Origin of the sequence: Leptospira ilyithenensis (genome assembly GCF_004771005.1) — a bacterium.
Classification (GTDB): domain Bacteria; phylum Spirochaetota; class Leptospiria; order Leptospirales; family Leptospiraceae; genus Leptospira_A; species Leptospira_A ilyithenensis.
The window spans coordinates 19102-37675 of the sequence record NZ_RQHV01000038.1 but is presented as its reverse complement, the minus strand read 5'-3'; the positions used below and the strand labels follow the sequence as shown (position 1 = coordinate 37675).

Below are 18574 nucleotides of genomic sequence, written 5' to 3'. Positions count from 1 at the left end.
ATAATAACGACCGGCGGAAAAGAAATGAAGTGAAAAAAGTAGCCTTGGCCCGTAAGCCGGATTCTGTTCTATGTGATCATTTATCTAATGCTCTCTACCCACAACCTGGCGGGACAGGCTCATAACGGTTGTTTACTTGAGATTGCACATCGGAGGGTTTACCATGCCTTGTTTTTTACAAAACAAGCGGTAGGCTCTTACCCCACCCTTTCACCCTTACCAACTAAAATAGTTTCGGCGGTTTGCTTTCTGTTGCACTTTCCGTATAAAACAGGTCTCCCCGTTTCACCCCGAGGATTACTCGGTCCGATTGTCCCCTAGTGTCCGGACTTTCCTCCCCTTAGGAAACGTTACCGTTTTTCTAAAAGGCGATCACTCGACCAAGGCTATCTTACAGTTTCTTATGTTACCAAAGAAAGTCTAGCCGATTTATTTGGACTTGTTTGGCATGATTACTGCAGTAGATACATTGTGCAACATTCTCGCCTATTATTCCGAATGATCCTCTACCTATTTGCCGTAATAATAGGCGGGTTGCCCAGTCTTTATGCAAATCCTGTCCTGGACAAGACTGCCGAAGAGATTCTGCACGAAGTTCGCCTTTCCCGTATTCCCCAGATCATCGAAGATTTGGAAGAAAAAGCAAAACATTCCATGGGTGCAAACCGTTTCTCGGAAGCTAGAGACTATCTGAAAAAAGCTATTGTGCTCAAATCGGCAATCGGAATGAAAGATTCGGAAGGAAATGCGGAATTATTAACCATGATATCCCTTATTGAATCCAAGCTGGGAAATCAATGTGAAGCGAATCAATTGTCTAAACTAGCTAGAAAAATTTACCATAGAATCGGTGTTAACTTCGGAGCTGTTAGCTTTGAAGAAAAGCCGAACGCTCTTCCTACTGCCGTTGTGGCTAAAAATTGCGGCGAAACAGTAACTTGGCTCTCCGAATCAAAATAATATAATTTAGTTATTTATCCTTCCTTTTTAAAAGTTAAGGATAATGAATTCACACAATATCTAAGTCCCGTAGGTTTCGGGCCGTCCGGAAATACATGCCCAAGATGAGCATTGCACTTGCTGCAATGAATCTCTACCCTTTGCATGGAGTGACTTTTGTCCGTTTCCGTTTCAATCGCAGATTCATTTATAGCTTGGTAATAGCTGGGCCAACCGCTTCCTGATTCATACTTTGTTTCCGAATCAAACAACTCCTGTCCGCAACATACACAAAGATAAGTTCCTTTCTCTTTGTGTTGGTAATATTCACCTGTAAAGGGACGTTCCGTACCTTTATTTCTTGTTACATGGTATTGCTCGGGAGTGAGTTTTTGTTTTAATTCATCTTCAGAGATTTGGATTTTATCAACCATAGTTGACATTAGACTGAAAAAACCTTCTTCTTAACAAAAAGAAACTGATCGAACTTTTCAATTTTTTATAAGTGATTTCACTCAAGAAGATGAGAATGAGAATCAATTAAGAAAATTATTTTTTCAAGGGCTGACAATCCCGTGACAAATAGAGGCTTAATTTTGATAAGATAGAATTATGTGGGGAAACTTAATTGTATTGCATGATGACACAGAAGAAAGAACCGCGAAAGAACTGGACGGTTTTGTTTCCTGGCACACCTGCATGCGTTCGGTCTATATTGGTGATGATAGATTGGTTTCTCGGGAAGATATCCCGGAAAACATTTCCTATCACTTCGGCTTTGCCGCTTATCAATTGATTCTAGAAATAGTCACGGGAGTCCATTCCCGACTTTTCGGAGAAAGTGAGATTCTCGCCCAATTTCGGGATCGTTTTCGAAAGGAAAATCTGAACGACTCTCCTTTTTCAAAAAACTTACATAAGTTACGCGATCAAATTCTGGAACAGACTAAAATCGTTCGTTCCAAATTATTGACGGGACAAGGAAGACAAACTTACGGCAGTATTGCCGATTCCTTTCTCAAAGAGAAAGAGTCCGTTAGTTTATTCGGAAGTGGTAAATTAGTAGAGTCCATTCTCCCTTACCTGGTTCAGAAAGGCAGATCCGTTACGGTCGTAGCGAGAAATTCGGAACGATTGTCCCAATTAAAATCACGTTATGCAGTTCAAACCTCTCTTTGGGAAAACTATACCGACAGATCGGAATCTTTGGTGATTGCATCTTCCTATTTTCCCGAAACATTGATTTCAAACATAAAATCTAAAAGATTGATAATAGATTTTCGAGCTGAAACCGAATTACAGCATATTCCTGCGAATACTAAGTACGTATCCTTTAAGGATATTTTAGCCAATATTACTGAAACGGAAAATCATCTGACAAACCTTCGTCCGCAAATTCTTTCACTGATTGAAGAACTAACACGAGAACGCGAAGAAGAGCAAATTCATCTTTTACACGGATGGGAAGACTTAGCTTGTTTAGAAAAATAACAATCGGTGCAAGATCTTCCACTCTGGCCAAACTCCAAGCTTACACCGTCGGTAAAAAACTAAAAGATACAAACCCTGAACTGGAAATTGTTTACAGATTTAAGGAAGCCTCCGGGGATAAAGATCTGACAAGTCCTCTTTGGCAAATCGCCGGAAAAGGAATTTTCACAAAGGACTTACAAGACGATTTATTAAACAATGAAGTGGATGCTATTGTACATTCCTGGAAAGATTTGGATCTTGAAAAAAGAAAAGGAACATCCATCATCTCCGTATTACAGAGAGAAGACCAAAGAGACGTTTTATTATTCAAAAAATCTTCCTGGAAAAATCCGGATAAAGATTTGAAATTTTGCACTTCTTCCCCTAGAAGAGAATTCAATTTACAAAGATTTTTTTCAGAATACCTGCCCGACCCTTTGACAAAATCAACTCTGTCCTTTTCGCCCATTCGCGGGAACGTGCAAACCAGGATCAGAAAATTTTTAGAGGGTGATGCTCACGGATTGATTATTGCAAAAGCTGCGTTGGATCGTTTGTTAAATTCCGATTTTTTAACCGAAGATATTTCCGAATTTACAGAGATTCGGAATTTTTTATATGATTCGTTAAATCAATGTTTGTTTATGATCCTTCCTCTTTCTTTGAATCCGAACGCACCCGCACAAGGAGCTCTCTGCGTCGAAGTTCGGGAAAGCGAAAAGGAAATTTATGACCTATTTTCAGAACTAACTGATATGAAAGCAAAAATATCTTCGGAAACGGAAAGAGAAATCTTATCTCAGTTTGGCGGAGGCTGTCATCAGAAAATCGGTGTTGCCGTAATCATCCGCCCTTACGGTCAAGTCAGGTTTTTACAAGGTGAAACCGACGATAAAGAGAACTTATCCAAAAAAGGGATACTACCGATGCCGGATCTTCATTTTTCCATTGATGAGGTCTGGCCTTCCCAGGCAAAAATGGCGCAGAGACAAAGAGAAAGAATCAATTACAAAATACCGCCTAATTCCGATTTATTTATTGCCCGCGGTTACGCATTTCCACAGGATCTGATCATAAACTCGGAAACGCAGATCATTTGGACATCGGGACTTACGACTTGGAGAGAACTTGCAAAAAGAGGAATATGGATTCACGGTTCCGTAGACGGCCTTGGAGAATTGGAAGACCTGAAAATAGACACCTTATTCAATCGAAAACCGAACTTTGTCAAACTATCACATCAAGACTCGGATCTTTCAAAAACCACTTATCCGTTGGTGCCTACTTATAATCTTTCCGCTCCTGAAATTCCCGCAAACTTCGATCCTGAAAAAATCAAGGCCGCTTTTTGGAGAAGCGGATCCGAATTCAATATCATTACATCCAAATATCCCATCTTGAAAAAAATCATTCATTTTGTAGGCCCGGGTTCCACTTTCTCTAAAGTTAAATCAGAGTTAGGTGAAGAAGCGGCAAATCGGATTCATGTATGTCTTTCGTTTGAGGGATGGATCGAAAATCATATTAAAAAATAAAATACTTGGAACCAATGAACCATTTACGAAGAATAAAAAAATCACATCATCTAAGAGAACTTTCAAGCAGCAGTTCCTTAAATGCAAAAAAATTCATTCAACCACTCTTTATCGTGGAAGACCTGAAAGAAAGAGAAGCCATTGACGGGATGTCCGGAGTTTACAGGGAATCGGAATCTTCCCTATACAAACAAATTGAATCGGATATGAATTCCGGGGTGGATCAATTCCTGCTATTTACGGTTCCAAAAAAGAAATCGGATACGGAATTCAGTTCTTCTTTCTATAATAAAGCCATATCAGGTATCAAAAAGAATTTCCCGGATATTTTTCTCTGGCTGGATACCTGTCTTTGTTCCGTAACAACCCACGGTCATTGCGGTCATTTGGATTCGGACGGAACGATTCATAATGAAAAATCGGTGAAACGATTATCCAACTTAGCATTGTTATTTGCCGAATCGGGAGCGGACGGAATTGCACCGAGTGATATGATGGATGGACGGGTCGCCTCACATCGAAACATTCTGGACTCCAACGGTTTTAATCAGATACCTATCATGAGTTATTCGACAAAATTCAAAAGTAATTTTTACGGACCGTTCCGTGATGCTGCGGAATCCACTCCCAGTTTCGGAGACCGTTCCACATATCAATTGGATGTAAGAGATAGGGAATCCGCAATTGCCGCATCCGTTCGGGACGAAAAGGAAGGCGCGGACTTCCTCATGTTAAAACCCGGAATGACATCAATTGATTTGATCCTTCCCATCAGAGAAAAAACCAATCTTCCTTTAGGGGCCTACCAAGTGAGCGGTGAATATGCATCAGTCGAATTGCTTGCAAAAAACGGATTTTTAAAAAGAGAAGAAGGTCTCGTTGAAACCTGGAACGTCTTCAGAAGGGCGGGAGTTTCGTTTTTGATCAGTTATGCGGCGAGAGAAGCCAAGAGATTATTTATATGAATTCCAAAGATTTATTTGAACGTTCCAAAAAAGTTTCCCCGGGAGGAGTTCATTCGCCTGTTCGCTCATTTGCCTCAGTAGGAGGAACTCCCGTCTTTTTTCAAAAGGCGGAAGGTGCCAAATTATTCGACGTGGAAGGCAAAGAGTATATAGACTATTGCCAAAGTTTCGGACCGTTATTATTCGGTCACAGACATCCCGATATAGCGGACGTTGTGCGGGAGACTGTGGAAACCGCATGGTCATTCGGAGCCTGTGAACCTTATTCCCTGGAACTTGCCGAGTTTATTACCTCAAGGATTCCATGGGTAGAAAAGATACGGTTTGTAAATTCAGGTACGGAAGCGGTGATGAGCGCCCTGCGTGTTGCACGTGCTTCTACCGGAAGAAATAAAATTCTTAAATTCGACGGATGTTATCACGGTCATTTGGATGCGCTTTTAGTAAAAGCCGGATCAGGACTTGCCGGACAGAGCTCAACCGATAGCGCGGGAATCGGAGAAGAAATGATTAAAAATACATTGGTTTTACCCCTTGATGATGAGTCTGCCCTGGAAGCATTATTTCAAAAAGAAGGGGACCTAATTGCTGCTGTGATCATAGAACCATTACCAGCGAACTATGGTTTGCTCATACAGAGAAAAGAATTTATACAAAAGATAGCTGCCCTTGCGAAAAAACACGAAGCCTTGCTTTTGTTCGACGAAGTCATCTCCGGATTTCGGGTGGGGTTCCAAGGTATGGCAGGAGAATTAGGAATTGAACCTGACCTGGTTTGTTATGGGAAAATTTTAGGTGGAGGATTTCCGGTAGGAGCATATGCAGGAAAGGCAGTATATATGGATCTCGTCGCTCCGAGCGGTCCTGTCTACCAAGCCGGCACATTATCAGCCAATCCCTTCGGAATGAGAGCCGGGCTGGCTTGTTTAAAAAAAGCATGGAACGAAAATCCATACAAGACATTGGAAAAGAACTGTTCCGATTTTACCCATGAGCTTTCTCGCATATTTGACCGTTATACGGGTATAAAATGGCAAGCAGTGAGCTACGGATCTCTTTTTTGGTTTAAGGAATACAGTGATACTTCGATTCGGAATTTAACCCAGATCCCCGGAGGACATAAGAATAATTTTGCAAAATTATTCCATGCCTTGTTAAAAGAAGGTGTTTATCTGGCACCTAGCGGATATGAGGTTGGATTTCTTTCTACAGTTCATACAAAAGAAATCCTTCAGGAAACCTTAAACAAAGCTGAGTCCGGTTTAAAAAAGGAATATTCCAAATGAATCTAAAATCCGTCACTCAAATCAGAAACCCCCGTTTTGCAAATGCTCTCGCAGGAATCCCGCAAGACATACCTCCTATCTGGTTTATGAGGCAAGCGGGAAGATACCATTCCCATTACCGCAACTTAAAGGAAAAATACAGTTTTTTAGAACTCTGTAAAAATCCGGAGCTCGCCGCAGAAGTAGCGTTAGGTCCCGTAAGGGAATTCGGATTTGACGTATCCATTCTTTTTTCGGATATTCTTTTTCCATTGGAAGCATTAGGAATGGGTTTGGATTACAATCCTGGTCCTATGCTTTCCTTTCGTCTGGATTCGGAAAAAGACCTTTTGAAACTGAGGTCCGGTCCCGAGGCGATTTTCCAATTGGAATTTCAAAAAAAAGCAATGCTTCTGACTCGCGAAGTTTTACCGAAAGAAACCTCTTTGATAGGATTCTTAGGTGGACCATGGACTCTTTACACGTATGCATCTTCCGGAAAACACGATGGCAACCTGACTCATTCCAAAGTGAATTCAGGTCTAGCTTCCGGTTTTTTCGAGATGATCATTCCATTGCTTTTGGAAAATCTACGCCTTCAATTGGAAGGTGGCGCGGAATTGGTTATGATTTTTGACACCGCTGCAGGAGATTTGAGTCCTGATTATTTTAAAGAGTATGTTGCCAAACCTTTGCAGACGATTGTTTCCCGGTTTCCCGGCAAAGTAGGTTATTATGCAAAAGGGACCACCGAACATCAATTAAATCTCATAAGAAATACCGAAGGTCTCGCAGGATTCGGAGTGGACCATCGATTCTCAATGGAAGAGTTACTAAAAGGCGGTTACTCCCGGGGATTCCTGCAGGGAAATTTCGATCAGTCTTTGCTCTTTTTGCCCAAAGAAGAATTCAAGAAGGCCTTGCTGAATTATTTGAAGCCGATCAAACGTCTAACTAAAGAAGAAAGAAAAGGTTGGGTATCGGGACTTGGGCACGGGGTATTGCAAGGGACACCTGAATCCAATATCAAAGAAATGATCGCAACCATCCGCGAGGAATTCCATGTTAGCGCATAAAGATTTACTGAGAAAATACGACATACCGGCACCAAGGTACACCAGTTACCCGACAGTTCCCTACTGGACGGATATGCCGACCTCGGAGGAATGGATTCAGTCTTTGGAAAGAGACCTTGCAAAAAAAGATTCTTCCCTTGCAATTTACGTTCATATACCTTTTTGCGAAACTCTATGCACTTTCTGCGGATGCAATACTTCCATTACAAAAAACCATTCCGTAGAAGAACCATATGTGGAATCGGTAATCAAAGAATTGGATCTTTATATTTCCAAGATTTCAAATTTAAAGAACAGATCACTCGATGAACTTCATTTAGGTGGTGGGACCCCGACCTATTTATCCGAAAAACATCTGGAATATTTGATATCAAATATCACCGGCAAATTATCACCCAACAAAAACGCCGAGTTTTCCATTGAAGTGGATCCCCGCAGAACGAGAAGAACTCAATTGGAGATTTTATACAAATACGGATTCAGAAGAATCAGCTTGGGAGTTCAGGACTTCGATGCCGAAGTGCAAAGATTGGTCAATCGAATCCAACCGTTCGAAAATACCGAAAGTATTACGGAGACCGCACGTGAATTGGGTTATACTTCCGTAAATTTCGATCTGATCTATGGCCTTCCCAAACAAACGATTGCTTCCATGGAAAAAACCATTGAGCTGACCCTTTCCCTTCATCCGGATAGAATTGCTTTTTACTCCTATGCGCATGTACCTTGGATCAAGTCTTCGCAAAGGCTTTTTACGGAAGAAGATCTTCCGAAATCTGAAGAAAAACGGGAGTTATACGAACGAGGCCGAAAATTACTGGAAGCCGGGGGCTATCAGGAAATAGGAATGGATCATTTCGCATTAAAGACGGATTCTCTCTGGAAAGCTTCGCAGGAAGGGAGATTGCATAGAAACTTTATGGGTTACAGCTCACACAAAACAGATGTTTTGCTGGGACTCGGAACTTCTTCCATTTCGGAAACATCCGACTCTTTTCACCAAAATGAAAAATTGGAAATCAAATATAGAAGGATCGTGAACGAAAAAACCATTCCCAGCTTTAGAGGCCATAAACTGAATGATTCCGATAAAAAGAGAAGACAACTGATTTTAAAACTAATGACCACTTGGGAAGTGGAAATTCCTAGCGAGTGGAAAGAGGATCTAAAAAATTACCTCTTGGAAATGGAATCGGATCATTTGGTCGAATGGGCTGAAAATAAGATAAAAATCACAGAAGATGGTCGCCCTTTCCTGAGAATCGTATGTACTGCGTTAGATGAAAAGCTGAGAAATTCTCAGCCGAATTTTCCAATCTTTTCAAAAGCAATATAAAGTGTCGGATTCCGTTTTAATCGTAGGAGGAGGGATCAGCGGGCTCATCGCTGCGCATTCCTCCCTAAAAAAAGGTAAAAAAGTTACCCTAATCGAAAGATCCGATCGTTTGGGGGGAATGCTTGATACTTACAAAACGGAATTCGGGTTGGTCGAAACAGCTGCAAACGGTTTCTTGAATTCCTACGCAACGGAAGAACTGCTCCAAGACTTGAATTTAAGCTCCATTCAACCGCTAGCCTCTTCGAAAAAAAGATACTTCCTGATTCAAAATCACCTGAGACAAATCCCAATCTCTTTCTTTTCCATCGTGCGTACACTCATCGGTTTTTTGTTTTTAAATGCAAAGCCAAAAGAAAACGAGTCCTTCGAAAGCTGGAGTTTTAGGATATTCGGAAAACAAGCCACCATACATCTCATTGAACCGACTTTAGGCGGAATCTATGCTGCAAAATTAAAAGACATGGACCCGAGGATGGTGTTTTCCCGATTTTTATGGAAAGAGGGAGATTCTGTTTATCGCAATTTTAAAAACTCCAAAAATAAATCCCGAAAGAAACCAAACAAAAAAGGACTGATCTCCTTTCAAGGCGGGATGTCGGATCTGATTTCAAATCTGACGGGAACCTTGGATGGTAAAATTGAAATCCTTACTAATTCAGAAATTACCAGCCTGGAAAAATTAAAAAAAGAATACCCCGATCACAAAATCATATTTTGTATGAATGTTCAGTCCACCTATCGAATATTAAATGAAAATAAAGTCACCCAATCGGCGCTTTCGAAACATAATATAAAATCTATCCCCCTTCTTTCCCTTGCTACCATCACTTGTTTTACAAAAACAAGTCTCCTAAAGAAACCTGGCTTCGGAGTTTTATTTCCAAAAGACTCTGAAGTATCAGCGAATGGAGTATTACTAAATGATTTTATTTTTGAAGGGAGAGTGTTCGGAGAACTTCACTCGGAAACCTGGATTTACGCAGGTGAGTTTTTAGACCACCTAACCGAGGAGGAAATCCGAAACTTGGTAATAGCAGACAGAAAGATCGTATCCGCATCTTCCGGCGAAGAAGATATCGTTTCCTTCCATCCTAAAATCTGGAAACAATCTTTTCCTATCTACGGAACCGAACTACTCAAATTCAATCGTTATCTTGATGAGATAGAAAACGAATCCACCGCCTCTTCCCAATCAATTCGTTTTTTAGGAAATTACAGATACGGAATCGGGCTCAGAGGACTCATCGAAGCCGCTCTGAATCCGTAGTTATCTTTCGCATATCTATAAAAAATCAATATAATAAGACCAAGATTTCCATCAAACGGATTCCAATATAAGATCGGAAAGTAGATCAACAAACAAAGGATAGGTTCCGAAAGAAGGAATTCTATAATAGGAAGCCGCGCCCGACTTCAAAGCCAAATCCCGTAACTCGACTCCTATCTCTTCCAGAGTTTCCAAATGATCGCTTACAAAACTGATAGGATAGACTGCAATTCGTCTTCCTTGCCTACCAAGCTCATGCAGGGTAATCTTTGTATTCGGCTCTGTCCATTTGGCAGGGCCTACTCTGCTTTGATAAGATAAATGTATTTCTCCTGAAAAACCTTTTTCTCTCAATCGTTTGGTAATTTCCAAGACGGATGTTTCTATTTCATTCACATATGTATCTCCTTTTCGAACAAGCCTCATAGGAATTCCATGAGCGGAGAAAACCAAATCCACCGTCTTCCAATCGTCAATTCCTTTCGCATTTTCCAGGTGAAGAAAATGGTTTTCGGAAAGTTCACCTTGAAAATAATCCAGAATCAAAGAAGCGGACACATCCAAAAAACGAGGATCCAATCCAAAAGGCCGCAGCCAACCCTTTTCATTTAACGGATATTTATCGATGATGGATTCGGCAATCTTTGCAACGGACAAAACGGTAGAACGCGAATACTGAGGAAAGAGAGGGACCCAAATATGATTGGGACCCGGGCCGTCATCTTTTTTCAGAACATCTTTCAAATTCGGATAACCGCAGGCCATAGCGACCTGACCGAACCATTGATCTGAAGTTTTTTCGTTCAGAACTTTTACAACAGCCGCAGTCTGTTTGATCGTTTCTTCAACAAGAGGACTTCCGCCTCCGAACCCCATGGATTCGTAGGTCGAACGCACCTTTGGTGCTCTCTTTTTGGCAATGTATTTAGCAAGTATTTGGCGGAGTGGTTCCCAAAGAGGAAGGTCGAATACATAAGGATCCAAAAAAAGATCCCTTAAAAAAGTTTCGATTTCAAGAGCAGTCCTAGGACCACCCAGATTCAATAAAGTAATTTTACGTCTCAGGTGATTTTCCTTCGATTATTCTTCGTAAGAAGCATAATCACAATGTGGGTAACGAGAACAATAATAGATCGTTTTTCCGGTTTTCGAAAACTTGGTTAAAATCATTCCCTCATTACAAGTTGGACAGGTCCTGGTTCCTTTTTGCGGAACCCATTTCCCTTTGTCCTTAGTTTTTTCTTTTTTAACCGCCGATGTTAATTTTTTTAATTCCAAGACCCTATGATAAAACGTTCTGATCAGTTTGACACGGGCACCACTGCCCCCGGCCAAGAGATCCAATTCTTCTTCCATCGACTTTGTGAAATTCTCTCCGACGATTTCGTCAAACCGTTCAACCAAAAGATCATTTACACTTTCACCTAATGCGGATGCTCCTATCTTTTTTTGATTTTGGGAAACATACTTACGTTTCATAAGCGTAGCAAGAGTTTGCGAATAAGTAGAAGGTCTCCCGACTCCCGTTTTTTCCATTTTTTGGATCAGACTTCCTTCCGTATAACGAGCAGGCGGTGAAGTTTTTTTATCTTCCCAAATCCATTCTGTGACGGGAACTTTTGTTCCGGGCTTCAAACCTTTTCGCAGATCCACGGGAGGTTTATCTTTTCCCAGAAATCCTTTGAATCCGGGCGATTTCCCTTCTTTTTCTTTGGTATTCCATCTCTCTCCTTTGGATTCGAAAATATAACTTCTTTCGATTCCCGTTTCAGGCAACAGAAAACTTTCCAGAAACCTTTGCCAAATCAGTTCGTACAATTTGAATTCGTCCGGTTTCAAAGAAGATCGTAAACTTTCGGGCATAAGATAAGGATCGATCGGAAGGATCGCCTCATGTGCTCCCTGGCTATGCAGTTTTTCTTTTCCTTTGGTGGGAACACCCCGGACAAGATCCGAAAATTTTTCATTTAAGAAACGTAATGCGATCTTTTTTTTGCCGTCCGTGACATGGGTCGAGTCGGTTCTCATATAAGTGATGAGCCCCTGGTATTCCCCGTTCTTCATCCGCTTTCCTTCGAATAATACTTGAGCGATCTTCATCGTATGAGATCCGCTAAATCCGAAAACCCGCGAAGCTGTTTCCTGTAGTACGGCAGTAGTAAAAGGAGGAGGAGGATAATTTTTATATTCCTTCTCATCAATTGATTCCAATGTTAAAAAAGTATCGGGCCGAGCTTTTCCTTTTCCGGATACACCGTATTTGGAAAGCACCGATTTTGCTTCTTTTTCGTTTAACCTCTCTTTCGATTTGGGCAAAACATAATCCAATTCGAAATTTTCTTCCTTATTAGTCATCTTTGCCTTTAGAGAAACATAAACTTCAGGAATGAAATTCCTTATCTCTGCCTCTCTTTCGCATATCCATCGTAATACGGTAGACTGAACTCTTCCAGCGGAAAGTGAAGATCCTCCCAAATACTTCCAAAGAAAAGGAGAAATTTCAAAGCCGAAAATACGATCAATCACTCTCCTTGCTACCTGGGAATCAACCAATTGCCGGTCTACCGTAGAAGGGTTTTTTAAAGCGGATATGACTTCCTGTTTGGAAATCTCTTTCAAACGAATGCGAAACATATTCCCTTTTTTATCACCGAGCTCGTTGGATATATGTTCGGCGATCATCTCCCCTTCCCGATCCGGGTCCGAGGCAATATATATATGGGAACTGGACTTGGATAATTTTCGAATATTAGAAAATAATGTTTTTTTGCCTTTCAGCCATTCGTAACTGGGCTCAAAGTCGTTGGCAAAATCGATTCCGTATTGTTTGGGAGGAAGGTCTTTGATATGACCCTTGGTTGCAACGACTTTCCAATCTCCGTCAAGGTAAGATTGTAAAGCCGCCGCTTTGGTAGGAGACTCAACTATGATTAGTTTTGTGATAGTTTTTGTCCTGAAAACTAAACGAACAATCCTTCAATCGACAGATATCTTTCTCCCGTATCATAACAGAAAGTAAGAACCTTTGATCCTGCAGGAATGTCTTTTAATTTTTTAGCCACTGCCGCAAGACTTGCGCCGGAAGAAGTTCCGATAAAGATACCTTCTTTTTTTGCAATCTCAACAGCCATAGCAAATGATTCATCTTTTCCTACAGTGATGATTTCATCCAAAAGTTCCGTTTTACAGTTTTTAGGAATGAAACCGGCACCTATCCCTTGTAAGGGGTGTGGTCCGGGTTTACCGCCACTGAGAACAGGTGAACCTTCCGGCTCCACTGCAATGATTTTCAATTTAGGAAATTTTTTCTTCAGGTTCTCAGCACAGCCTGTGATATGCCCGCCAGTTCCCACACCTGTAATGATATAATCCAAACCTTCCGGGAAATCTTTTGCAATCTCTTCCGCAGTGGTTTCTCTATGAACTCTGATATTTGCCTCGTTCTCAAACTGTTGAGGCATCCATGCTTTCGGATTGGAAGCGAGTATTTCTTTCGCTTTTTCAATCGCTCCCGGCATTCCCTTTTCACGAGGGGTAAGTTCGAACTTGGCACCGTATGCCGCCATGATTCTTCTTCTTTCGATCGACATATGTTCCGGCATAACAAGAGTGATTGGATACCCTTTTACCGCAGCAACCATAGCAAGCCCTATCCCTGTATTTCCGGAAGTAGGCTCCACAATCATGGAATCCTTTGTCAACTTACCTGTTTTTTCCGCATCCTCGATCATAGAAAGAGCGATCCTATCTTTGATGGATCCGCCCGGATTTTGACGCTCTAACTTCAGCCAAACTTGGTGGTTTTCTCCAAAAAGACGAGACAGGCGAACATGAGGGGTGTTTCCGATTGCTTCTAAAATACTATTTAACTTCATAAGAACTCCGCAAAAGTTATTACTTTTGGGAAAACTGATTTTGTCCACGAAGAAAATGAGAAACAAGTTTCTCATCAGATTCAGCCTCTCTCACCCGGGCGAAGCCGCAGGCGAGATAACAGAATCCACAGGATGTTTAAAATACTGGAGAAATCCGGCCGAAGTGCTTTAAGGAACCCGAAAGGATTGAATTTGTTTATAATCCTCTTTCATTTGCAAAAGTACCCTTTGGTCATTTTCACTCGCAATGGCATTCTCCAAATGAGGTGCAGCAAGAGTCAGATCCATTCGAACCAGTGCTTCGGATGCTTTTTTTCTGATTTCAGGATCACTGTCTTTTAAAGTATCCACCACTGCCTTGAAATTTTGATTGGGTAGTCTTTCAAGTCCTGCGAGTGCACTCAAGATGGAGATTTTAGCATAAGGATCTTTTTCATGACTTAAAAGTTCGGGAAGGTTGGACATCGTTTCTTTCTTTCCGGCCAGATAGATGGCATCTGCGGCAGAAGAACGAATATAGAAATTTTTATGAATGAGCGCCTGTTTGATTTCTTTTTCGGAGTTTTCTGTCAATGGAAGAGTTCCGAGAGACCTCAGCATTTCGCCGCAAGCCAGAACCATGGAGATATCATCCTCAGCAAAAAAATAAGGACTGGATAAACTCTCTGATCCGTAAACACCGTCTTTCAATTTGCGGGGTTTATTTTCTCTTTCCACAAGAGCTTCGGATTGTTTTTTATATTCAATTAACAAAGGTTCAATGGCAACGGTCTCGCCTTTGCGCCCGAGCGCCTTTGCAGCATAAAATTTTACAACCGGTGAATTTTGAGTCGAACTGGGAAAATTCGGTGCTCCTCTCAAGGCAGCGATCAAATCTCTGGTTCCCAATTTACTTTTAACATAAGTTAATCGGTCGATAGCATCTCTGATTTCTTCAGGGTCGGCAGAAGCGATCCTTTTTTGCTGCTCGGCAAAAAAGGCCAACCTTTCTCTGGGAACTGACACTCCTTCATCTGCATTTAGTACTAATCCTGGGGAAACAACAACCCCTAGAATGGAAATAAAAATAAGCTTCACTAAACGTTTCACAGAGAACCTCTTATATTAAAGTCTGACGGTTTTTTATCCTTATTGATTACGTATCTTTTAATTTTTCTGCGACTTCTTTTAATTTTTCAGAAAGGTCACCGAGAGTAGGAGTTTCTTTTTCCTGTAAGCTGATGGATAATTTTTCCAAGTCCTTTTGAATTTGTTCTTTTTTCTCACTGGCACGAGAAGCCATTTTACGAAGCAGGTCTTCTCTGTAGTGGCTGAAATCCGCTTCCTTCAATTCCCCCAAATCCACCATAGAGGTGACGATCTTTTCCAATCGTTCCGAGGTAAGATAATTGGCACCGATCCCCCCTAGTACCAATCGTTCAAATAACCCGGAGATATCCCTTCCCGTTTCCCGGATGAGAGAAGTGAGCATAAAATTTGAAAAGTATTCATTACGTTGGCCCAAACTTACCTTGAGAAAAGTCTGGCCTAAGATCTTAGGGGTGATATCCTCACTGGACATATTGTCCAAAACTTTAATTTCTTCTCCACCGATGATCATCCTAGCCACATCTTCCAAAGTGATAGTGGAGCTGGTCTCGGGATCGTAAAGTCTGCGATTGGCGTAACGTTTTAGAATCTTCATAGAAGAACGAATTTTAAAATGTCTTTTCGAGAACAGGGGGTCAACCAAAATACAATCTGAATGATTCCTCTATTTGGAGCAGTTTTGATTTCCCCGGGTTCCGAGAAAGAAGGAAAATTACTACATGCTTGGCTCAAATACCACTCCCTCCAAATTACCGAGGTGCATTCGAAAAATTGGAAGGATCATTCCTCAGGGATTCTTTTTTTTTCCAAACCGACACCGGAGCTTGCAAAAGAATTATTGGAATGGAGCATTGAACCATTGCTATTTGGTCTCTTTACGGAAGGGGAAAGGGAAAATTACAGAAAGGCAGGTGTGAGTTTATTGTGGCAAGAAGACGGCAGCCATTTTTCCGAATTCCCCATATTTCCAGCTAATTCTAGTTCTACGAACTGGGCGATCTTTTCCACTCAGGCAAGGTTTGACAAACATATCTTCAGCCTACTGCGTGCTATGGGAGAAGCGGCGTATACAGAAGGTGTATTCGAACATTTGGTAGCGCGAATCAAAACAAGCCCCATCCATCTGGTTTTGGTGGATTGGGACGCAGTGCCTTCCCCCATTTCCAAATCGGTTGAAATCTTAAAGTCGGTTCAAAAAGAAAAACAAGTTCTGTTTTTGGGATTGAAAAACTTCGACAAGGGAAATCTATACAGAGATCTTTCCCAAGGGATTACCGAAATTTCTCCCTCACTTTTCAATTATTCCGAGATCTTGGAAGTGATTTCCAATTCCCTTCCCATAACCAAAAAAGAAAAAATACCCAGGTCGGGTTCGGTGAATTTCAAAAAACTTACGTTCGAATTCCAAGAAAAAAAAATCCCGGTTCGTTACAAACTGGAAGAAAGATTTGTTGAAAATAATTCGGGAGACAAGGAACAAAAAAATATAGAAAACATCCGTAAACTTTTTACTTGGTTGTATGGAAATTCATTCGACTAAGCGCAGGTCGTCCGTGGAAAGTTCGCTTGCCCCTCGGTTCGGGAAAGCCTGTTCAAAAAACAAAGCGGCAAGCAAATCGAAATCTTCATCCTCTGCCCGATTTTCTTCTTCCCAAACTTCATTTCTTCTTTTGATCAAAAGCGATACTGTGGCGTCTTCCAAAGAAAATTCGATCTTTGCTTTATTCAATTCGCGGATAAAATAATTCAAATTGAAAATTACATAGTCTCGAAAGAAACGAAGACTCGCAAGAGTAGGCTCATACTTAAGCAATGCTTCCGTCAAGTAACACGCAATTTTCAATTCTTCTGTGCTTTTTGTTTCAAGATAAGCTGTAAAAATATGACTGATCGTTTCATGCATGGAAATCGTACTATGATAAGATCCTTTTATAAAATCCAAATGTTCCCTGCTTTCATTAATGTAAGTCCATACATCAATGATTGTCTTTTTCTCGATCGCTTCCTTCAATGCGATGTCGGATTCTTCCTCATTGGGAATTGGATCAACGAGCAGTATGAATAAAAATTTTGTTTCATAGGCAAATCTGGATTCCTTAGGAATATAATATTCGATCCAGATGGGTTCTTTATAATAATGAACTGCTTCCGTCGGGCTGAGGTCGGGAGTAACTTTTAAGGATTTGAGCTTTCTTACGTCATCAGTAAGGACTTTTTTACCTTCCACGCGCGTCCGACTGCGCTTGATTTGGCGGAGCTCGGATTTATTAAGTAACGGCTTTGGCTTGAATGGTTGCTCCATAATAGATTCATCGGTTGTTTAAAAGAGAGTCGTGAGAAAAGAACGAAGCCAAAAACTGAGAGGGCTGATAATTCCCGTATCCGCAAAAACAACTTCTCCTTTTGCATTTAAAAAAACCGTAGTTGGGAAAGCGGAAATTCCCCAATCGCGGAGAAGTTGGTAATTTCCTTTTAACACAGGGTATTTGATATCATGTTCTTGGATGTATTTTTGGAGTGCGTCCGGCGAACCTTCTTCATCCGGGGCTACTACGGATAAAAACGGGATTTTGTCCTGATTCAGCAGATTCAAATTGGAATTCAGAATATAGGAGTAACCTTTGCAAACGGTGCACCAGGTGGCCCAAAAGTAAATCACCTTCGGCTTCTTTTCCCAGGAAATCGCTTCGGCCGGGGTTTCGGCAAGTGTTTCGATCGGAATGCGAGGATCAAATCCTCTTCCTTTGAAAAATCCGAACACCAAAGTTGCTACAAAAAAGATAAAAAAAGCAGAAACAACTTTGAGCCGATAAGGCCAATTTTTCCAAAAGATCATTTTCAGTCCCCTATTGTATGACTGGCAGAAGGACTGATAAGTTTCCGAACACCAAAAATAACACAAGGCATAACCAAAGGAACCCGGAAGCCAATACGGATTTGTCCGTTAGAATCGCCTTAGTCGGATCATGTCCCATATTTTTGATATAAATGATATAAAGGCTTCGAAAAATCGCATACACAACGATGGGAACGGTATAAACCAGATTTTCAGTGCCTAGATTTTTTGCAGTCGTAGGGCTGACAGAATACATGACATAGCTAACAAGCGTTAAAGTAGAGGTGATCGCCATCATCAGATCCAAAAATTCCAGAGAGTATTCGTCCAAGATTTTTCTATGTTTGCCGGCATTTTCCTGAAGAATATTGATCTCTCCCCTTCGTTTGGAAAATCCCCAAAACAATGCCAAGGTAAACGTACAAAGTAGTAACCAATGGGAAAATTGAACATTGATCACAACCGCTCCGGCGATCGCACGAATGACAAACCCGATGGAAATACTCATCACGTCCAAAATCACTATGTGTTTCAAAACCTTGCTATATAGTACATTGAAAACCAAATAGAATAATGTAAGAAAGAAAAAAGTAGGAGAAAGCCAGTACGAACCGATCAGCGCAAATGGCAGTATAACACCGGTAATAGCAAGGGCGAGACCCGCATCCAATGCGCCACTGGCAAGAGGACGGTGTTTTTTTTCAGGATGTTTTGCATCTTCCTCTTTGTCTAAAAAATCATTAAACACGTATTGGGAACTTGCAACAAAGGAAAATAGCAAAAATGCAGCGCATACCCGGGTAAAGGAAGTTTGATCGAATATTTTTTTGGAAAAGATAAGTCCCGCAAACAGGATCACGTTTTTGATCCATTGCGGAAGCCTCATCAGTTTTAAATAGAGTAGAATCACGATAT

Annotated in this window: 18 protein-coding genes and 1 other RNA gene; 9 read left to right on the top strand and 10 right to left on the bottom strand. The window is 41.1% G+C overall.

Going from position 1 to position 18574, the window contains the following annotated elements:
* Positions 1-36: 36 nt before the first annotated feature.
* An RNA gene (gene rnpB, locus EHS11_RS06025) (RNase P RNA component class A) lies at positions 37-388 on the bottom strand.
* A gap of 83 nt (positions 389-471) precedes the next feature.
* On the opposite strand from rnpB, the gene EHS11_RS06020 reads away from it, so the two are divergent.
* Positions 472-960, top strand: coding sequence for a hypothetical protein (locus tag EHS11_RS06020; protein WP_135763503.1), 489 nt, complete (start codon positions 472-474; stop codon positions 958-960).
* A 14-nt stretch (positions 961-974) separates the two neighbouring features.
* Here the strand turns inward: EHS11_RS06020 and msrB are convergent, their stop codons facing one another.
* Positions 975-1373, bottom strand: a complete 399-nt coding sequence (gene msrB, locus EHS11_RS06015) for a peptide-methionine (R)-S-oxide reductase MsrB (protein WP_135763605.1) — start codon at positions 1371-1373, stop codon at positions 975-977.
* 178 nt (positions 1374-1551) lie between these two features.
* Between msrB and EHS11_RS06010 the strand changes: the two genes are divergently transcribed.
* Genes EHS11_RS06010 through EHS11_RS05980 form a run of 7 tightly spaced genes read left to right on the top strand, consistent with a single transcriptional unit; the run spans position 1552 to position 9859 of the window.
* Positions 1552-2430 carry an NAD(P)-binding domain-containing protein gene (locus tag EHS11_RS06010; protein ID WP_135763502.1) on the top strand — a complete coding sequence of 293 codons (879 nt, stop codon included), beginning with the start codon at positions 1552-1554 and terminating at the stop codon, positions 2428-2430.
* Positions 2415-3947 carry a type 2 periplasmic-binding domain-containing protein gene (locus EHS11_RS06005; RefSeq protein WP_135763501.1) on the top strand — a complete coding sequence of 511 codons (1533 nt, stop codon included), beginning with the start codon at positions 2415-2417 and terminating at the stop codon, positions 3945-3947. The genes EHS11_RS06010 and EHS11_RS06005 overlap by 16 nt, the downstream gene beginning before the upstream one ends.
* A 14-nt stretch (positions 3948-3961) precedes the next feature.
* Positions 3962-4912, top strand: coding sequence for a porphobilinogen synthase (gene hemB, locus EHS11_RS06000; RefSeq protein ID WP_135763500.1), 951 nt, complete (start codon positions 3962-3964; stop codon positions 4910-4912).
* On the top strand, positions 4909-6198 hold the full coding sequence (gene hemL, locus EHS11_RS05995) for a glutamate-1-semialdehyde 2,1-aminomutase (RefSeq protein ID WP_135763499.1): 1290 nt from the start codon (positions 4909-4911) through the stop codon (positions 6196-6198). Before hemB ends, hemL begins: the two co-directional genes overlap by 4 nt.
* Positions 6199-6218: 20 nt before the next feature.
* The gene (locus EHS11_RS05990) at positions 6219-7253 is read left to right on the top strand and encodes a uroporphyrinogen decarboxylase family protein (protein ID WP_167884376.1); all 1035 of its coding nucleotides are present in this window, start codon (positions 6219-6221) and stop codon (positions 7251-7253) included.
* Complete coding sequence (gene hemN, locus EHS11_RS05985; RefSeq protein WP_135763497.1) at positions 7240-8589, top strand: oxygen-independent coproporphyrinogen III oxidase; 1350 nt, start codon at positions 7240-7242, stop codon at positions 8587-8589. Before EHS11_RS05990 ends, hemN begins: the two co-directional genes overlap by 14 nt.
* A 1-nt stretch (position 8590) precedes the next feature.
* A complete protein-coding gene (locus EHS11_RS05980; RefSeq protein ID WP_167884365.1) occupies positions 8591-9859 on the top strand; it encodes a protoporphyrinogen/coproporphyrinogen oxidase in 1269 nt (422 codons plus the stop codon).
* A 51-nt stretch (positions 9860-9910) separates the two neighbouring features.
* On the opposite strand, the gene hemH is transcribed toward EHS11_RS05980, so the two are convergent.
* The 5 genes from hemH to EHS11_RS05955 form a co-directional block, all read right to left on the bottom strand.
* Entirely contained in the window at positions 9911-10903 is a 993-nt protein-coding gene (hemH, locus tag EHS11_RS05975; protein WP_167884364.1) for a ferrochelatase, read from the bottom strand.
* Between the two features lie 36 nt (positions 10904-10939).
* On the bottom strand, positions 10940-12787 hold the full coding sequence (gene topA / locus EHS11_RS05970; protein ID WP_135763494.1) for a type I DNA topoisomerase: 1848 nt from the start codon (positions 12785-12787) through the stop codon (positions 10940-10942).
* A gap of 32 nt (positions 12788-12819) precedes the next feature.
* The gene (gene cysK / locus EHS11_RS05965; RefSeq protein ID WP_109018484.1) at positions 12820-13734 is read right to left on the bottom strand and encodes a cysteine synthase A; all 915 of its coding nucleotides are present in this window, start codon (positions 13732-13734) and stop codon (positions 12820-12822) included.
* 168 nt (positions 13735-13902) lie between these two features.
* The gene (locus EHS11_RS05960) at positions 13903-14823 is read right to left on the bottom strand and encodes a HEAT repeat domain-containing protein (RefSeq protein WP_246047622.1); all 921 of its coding nucleotides are present in this window, start codon (positions 14821-14823) and stop codon (positions 13903-13905) included.
* A gap of 46 nt (positions 14824-14869) precedes the next feature.
* Complete coding sequence (locus EHS11_RS05955) at positions 14870-15418, bottom strand: polyhydroxyalkanoate synthesis regulator DNA-binding domain-containing protein (protein WP_109018434.1); 549 nt, start codon at positions 15416-15418, stop codon at positions 14870-14872.
* Positions 15419-15478: 60 nt separating this feature from the next.
* On the opposite strand from EHS11_RS05955, the gene EHS11_RS05950 reads away from it, so the two are divergent.
* Entirely contained in the window at positions 15479-16363 is an 885-nt protein-coding gene (locus EHS11_RS05950) for a hypothetical protein (protein WP_135763493.1), read from the top strand.
* Here the strand turns inward: EHS11_RS05950 and EHS11_RS05945 are convergent.
* From EHS11_RS05945 to EHS11_RS05935, 3 genes are read right to left on the bottom strand one after another with little or no spacing between them, the layout of a single operon-like run.
* Complete coding sequence (locus tag EHS11_RS05945; protein ID WP_135763492.1) at positions 16352-17125, bottom strand: hypothetical protein; 774 nt, start codon at positions 17123-17125, stop codon at positions 16352-16354. The genes EHS11_RS05950 and EHS11_RS05945 overlap by 12 nt on opposite strands.
* 18 nt (positions 17126-17143) lie before the next feature.
* Positions 17144-17659 (bottom strand): redoxin domain-containing protein, encoded by a 516-nt coding sequence (locus EHS11_RS05940; protein ID WP_135763491.1) that lies wholly within the window; start codon positions 17657-17659, stop codon positions 17144-17146.
* A gap of 10 nt (positions 17660-17669) precedes the next feature.
* Entirely contained in the window at positions 17670-18569 is a 900-nt protein-coding gene (locus EHS11_RS05935; protein WP_135763490.1) for a decaprenyl-phosphate phosphoribosyltransferase, read from the bottom strand.
* Positions 18570-18574: the final 5 nt, after the last annotated feature.

What these genes read in the sequence shown, in the direction of transcription:
- msrB (WP_135763605.1), bottom strand. Translation starts at nt 1,373, where the DNA reads ATGGTTGATAAAATCCAAATCTCTGAAGATGAATTAAAACAAAAACTC.
- EHS11_RS06010 (WP_135763502.1), top strand. Translation starts at nt 1,552, where the DNA reads ATGTGGGGAAACTTAATTGTATTGCATGATGACACAGAAGAAAGAACC.
- hemB (WP_135763500.1), top strand. Translation starts at nt 3,962, where the DNA reads ATGAACCATTTACGAAGAATAAAAAAATCACATCATCTAAGAGAACTT.
- hemL (WP_135763499.1), top strand. Translation starts at nt 4,909, where the DNA reads ATGAATTCCAAAGATTTATTTGAACGTTCCAAAAAAGTTTCCCCGGGA.
- hemN (WP_135763497.1), top strand. Translation starts at nt 7,240, where the DNA reads ATGTTAGCGCATAAAGATTTACTGAGAAAATACGACATACCGGCACCA.
- cysK (WP_109018484.1), bottom strand. Translation starts at nt 13,734, where the DNA reads ATGAAGTTAAATAGTATTTTAGAAGCAATCGGAAACACCCCTCATGTT.
- EHS11_RS05955 (WP_109018434.1), bottom strand. Translation starts at nt 15,418, where the DNA reads ATGAAGATTCTAAAACGTTACGCCAATCGCAGACTTTACGATCCCGAG.
- EHS11_RS05950 (WP_135763493.1), top strand. Translation starts at nt 15,479, where the DNA reads ATGATTCCTCTATTTGGAGCAGTTTTGATTTCCCCGGGTTCCGAGAAA.
- EHS11_RS05945 (WP_135763492.1), bottom strand. Translation starts at nt 17,125, where the DNA reads ATGGAGCAACCATTCAAGCCAAAGCCGTTACTTAATAAATCCGAGCTC.
- EHS11_RS05940 (WP_135763491.1), bottom strand. Translation starts at nt 17,659, where the DNA reads ATGATCTTTTGGAAAAATTGGCCTTATCGGCTCAAAGTTGTTTCTGCT.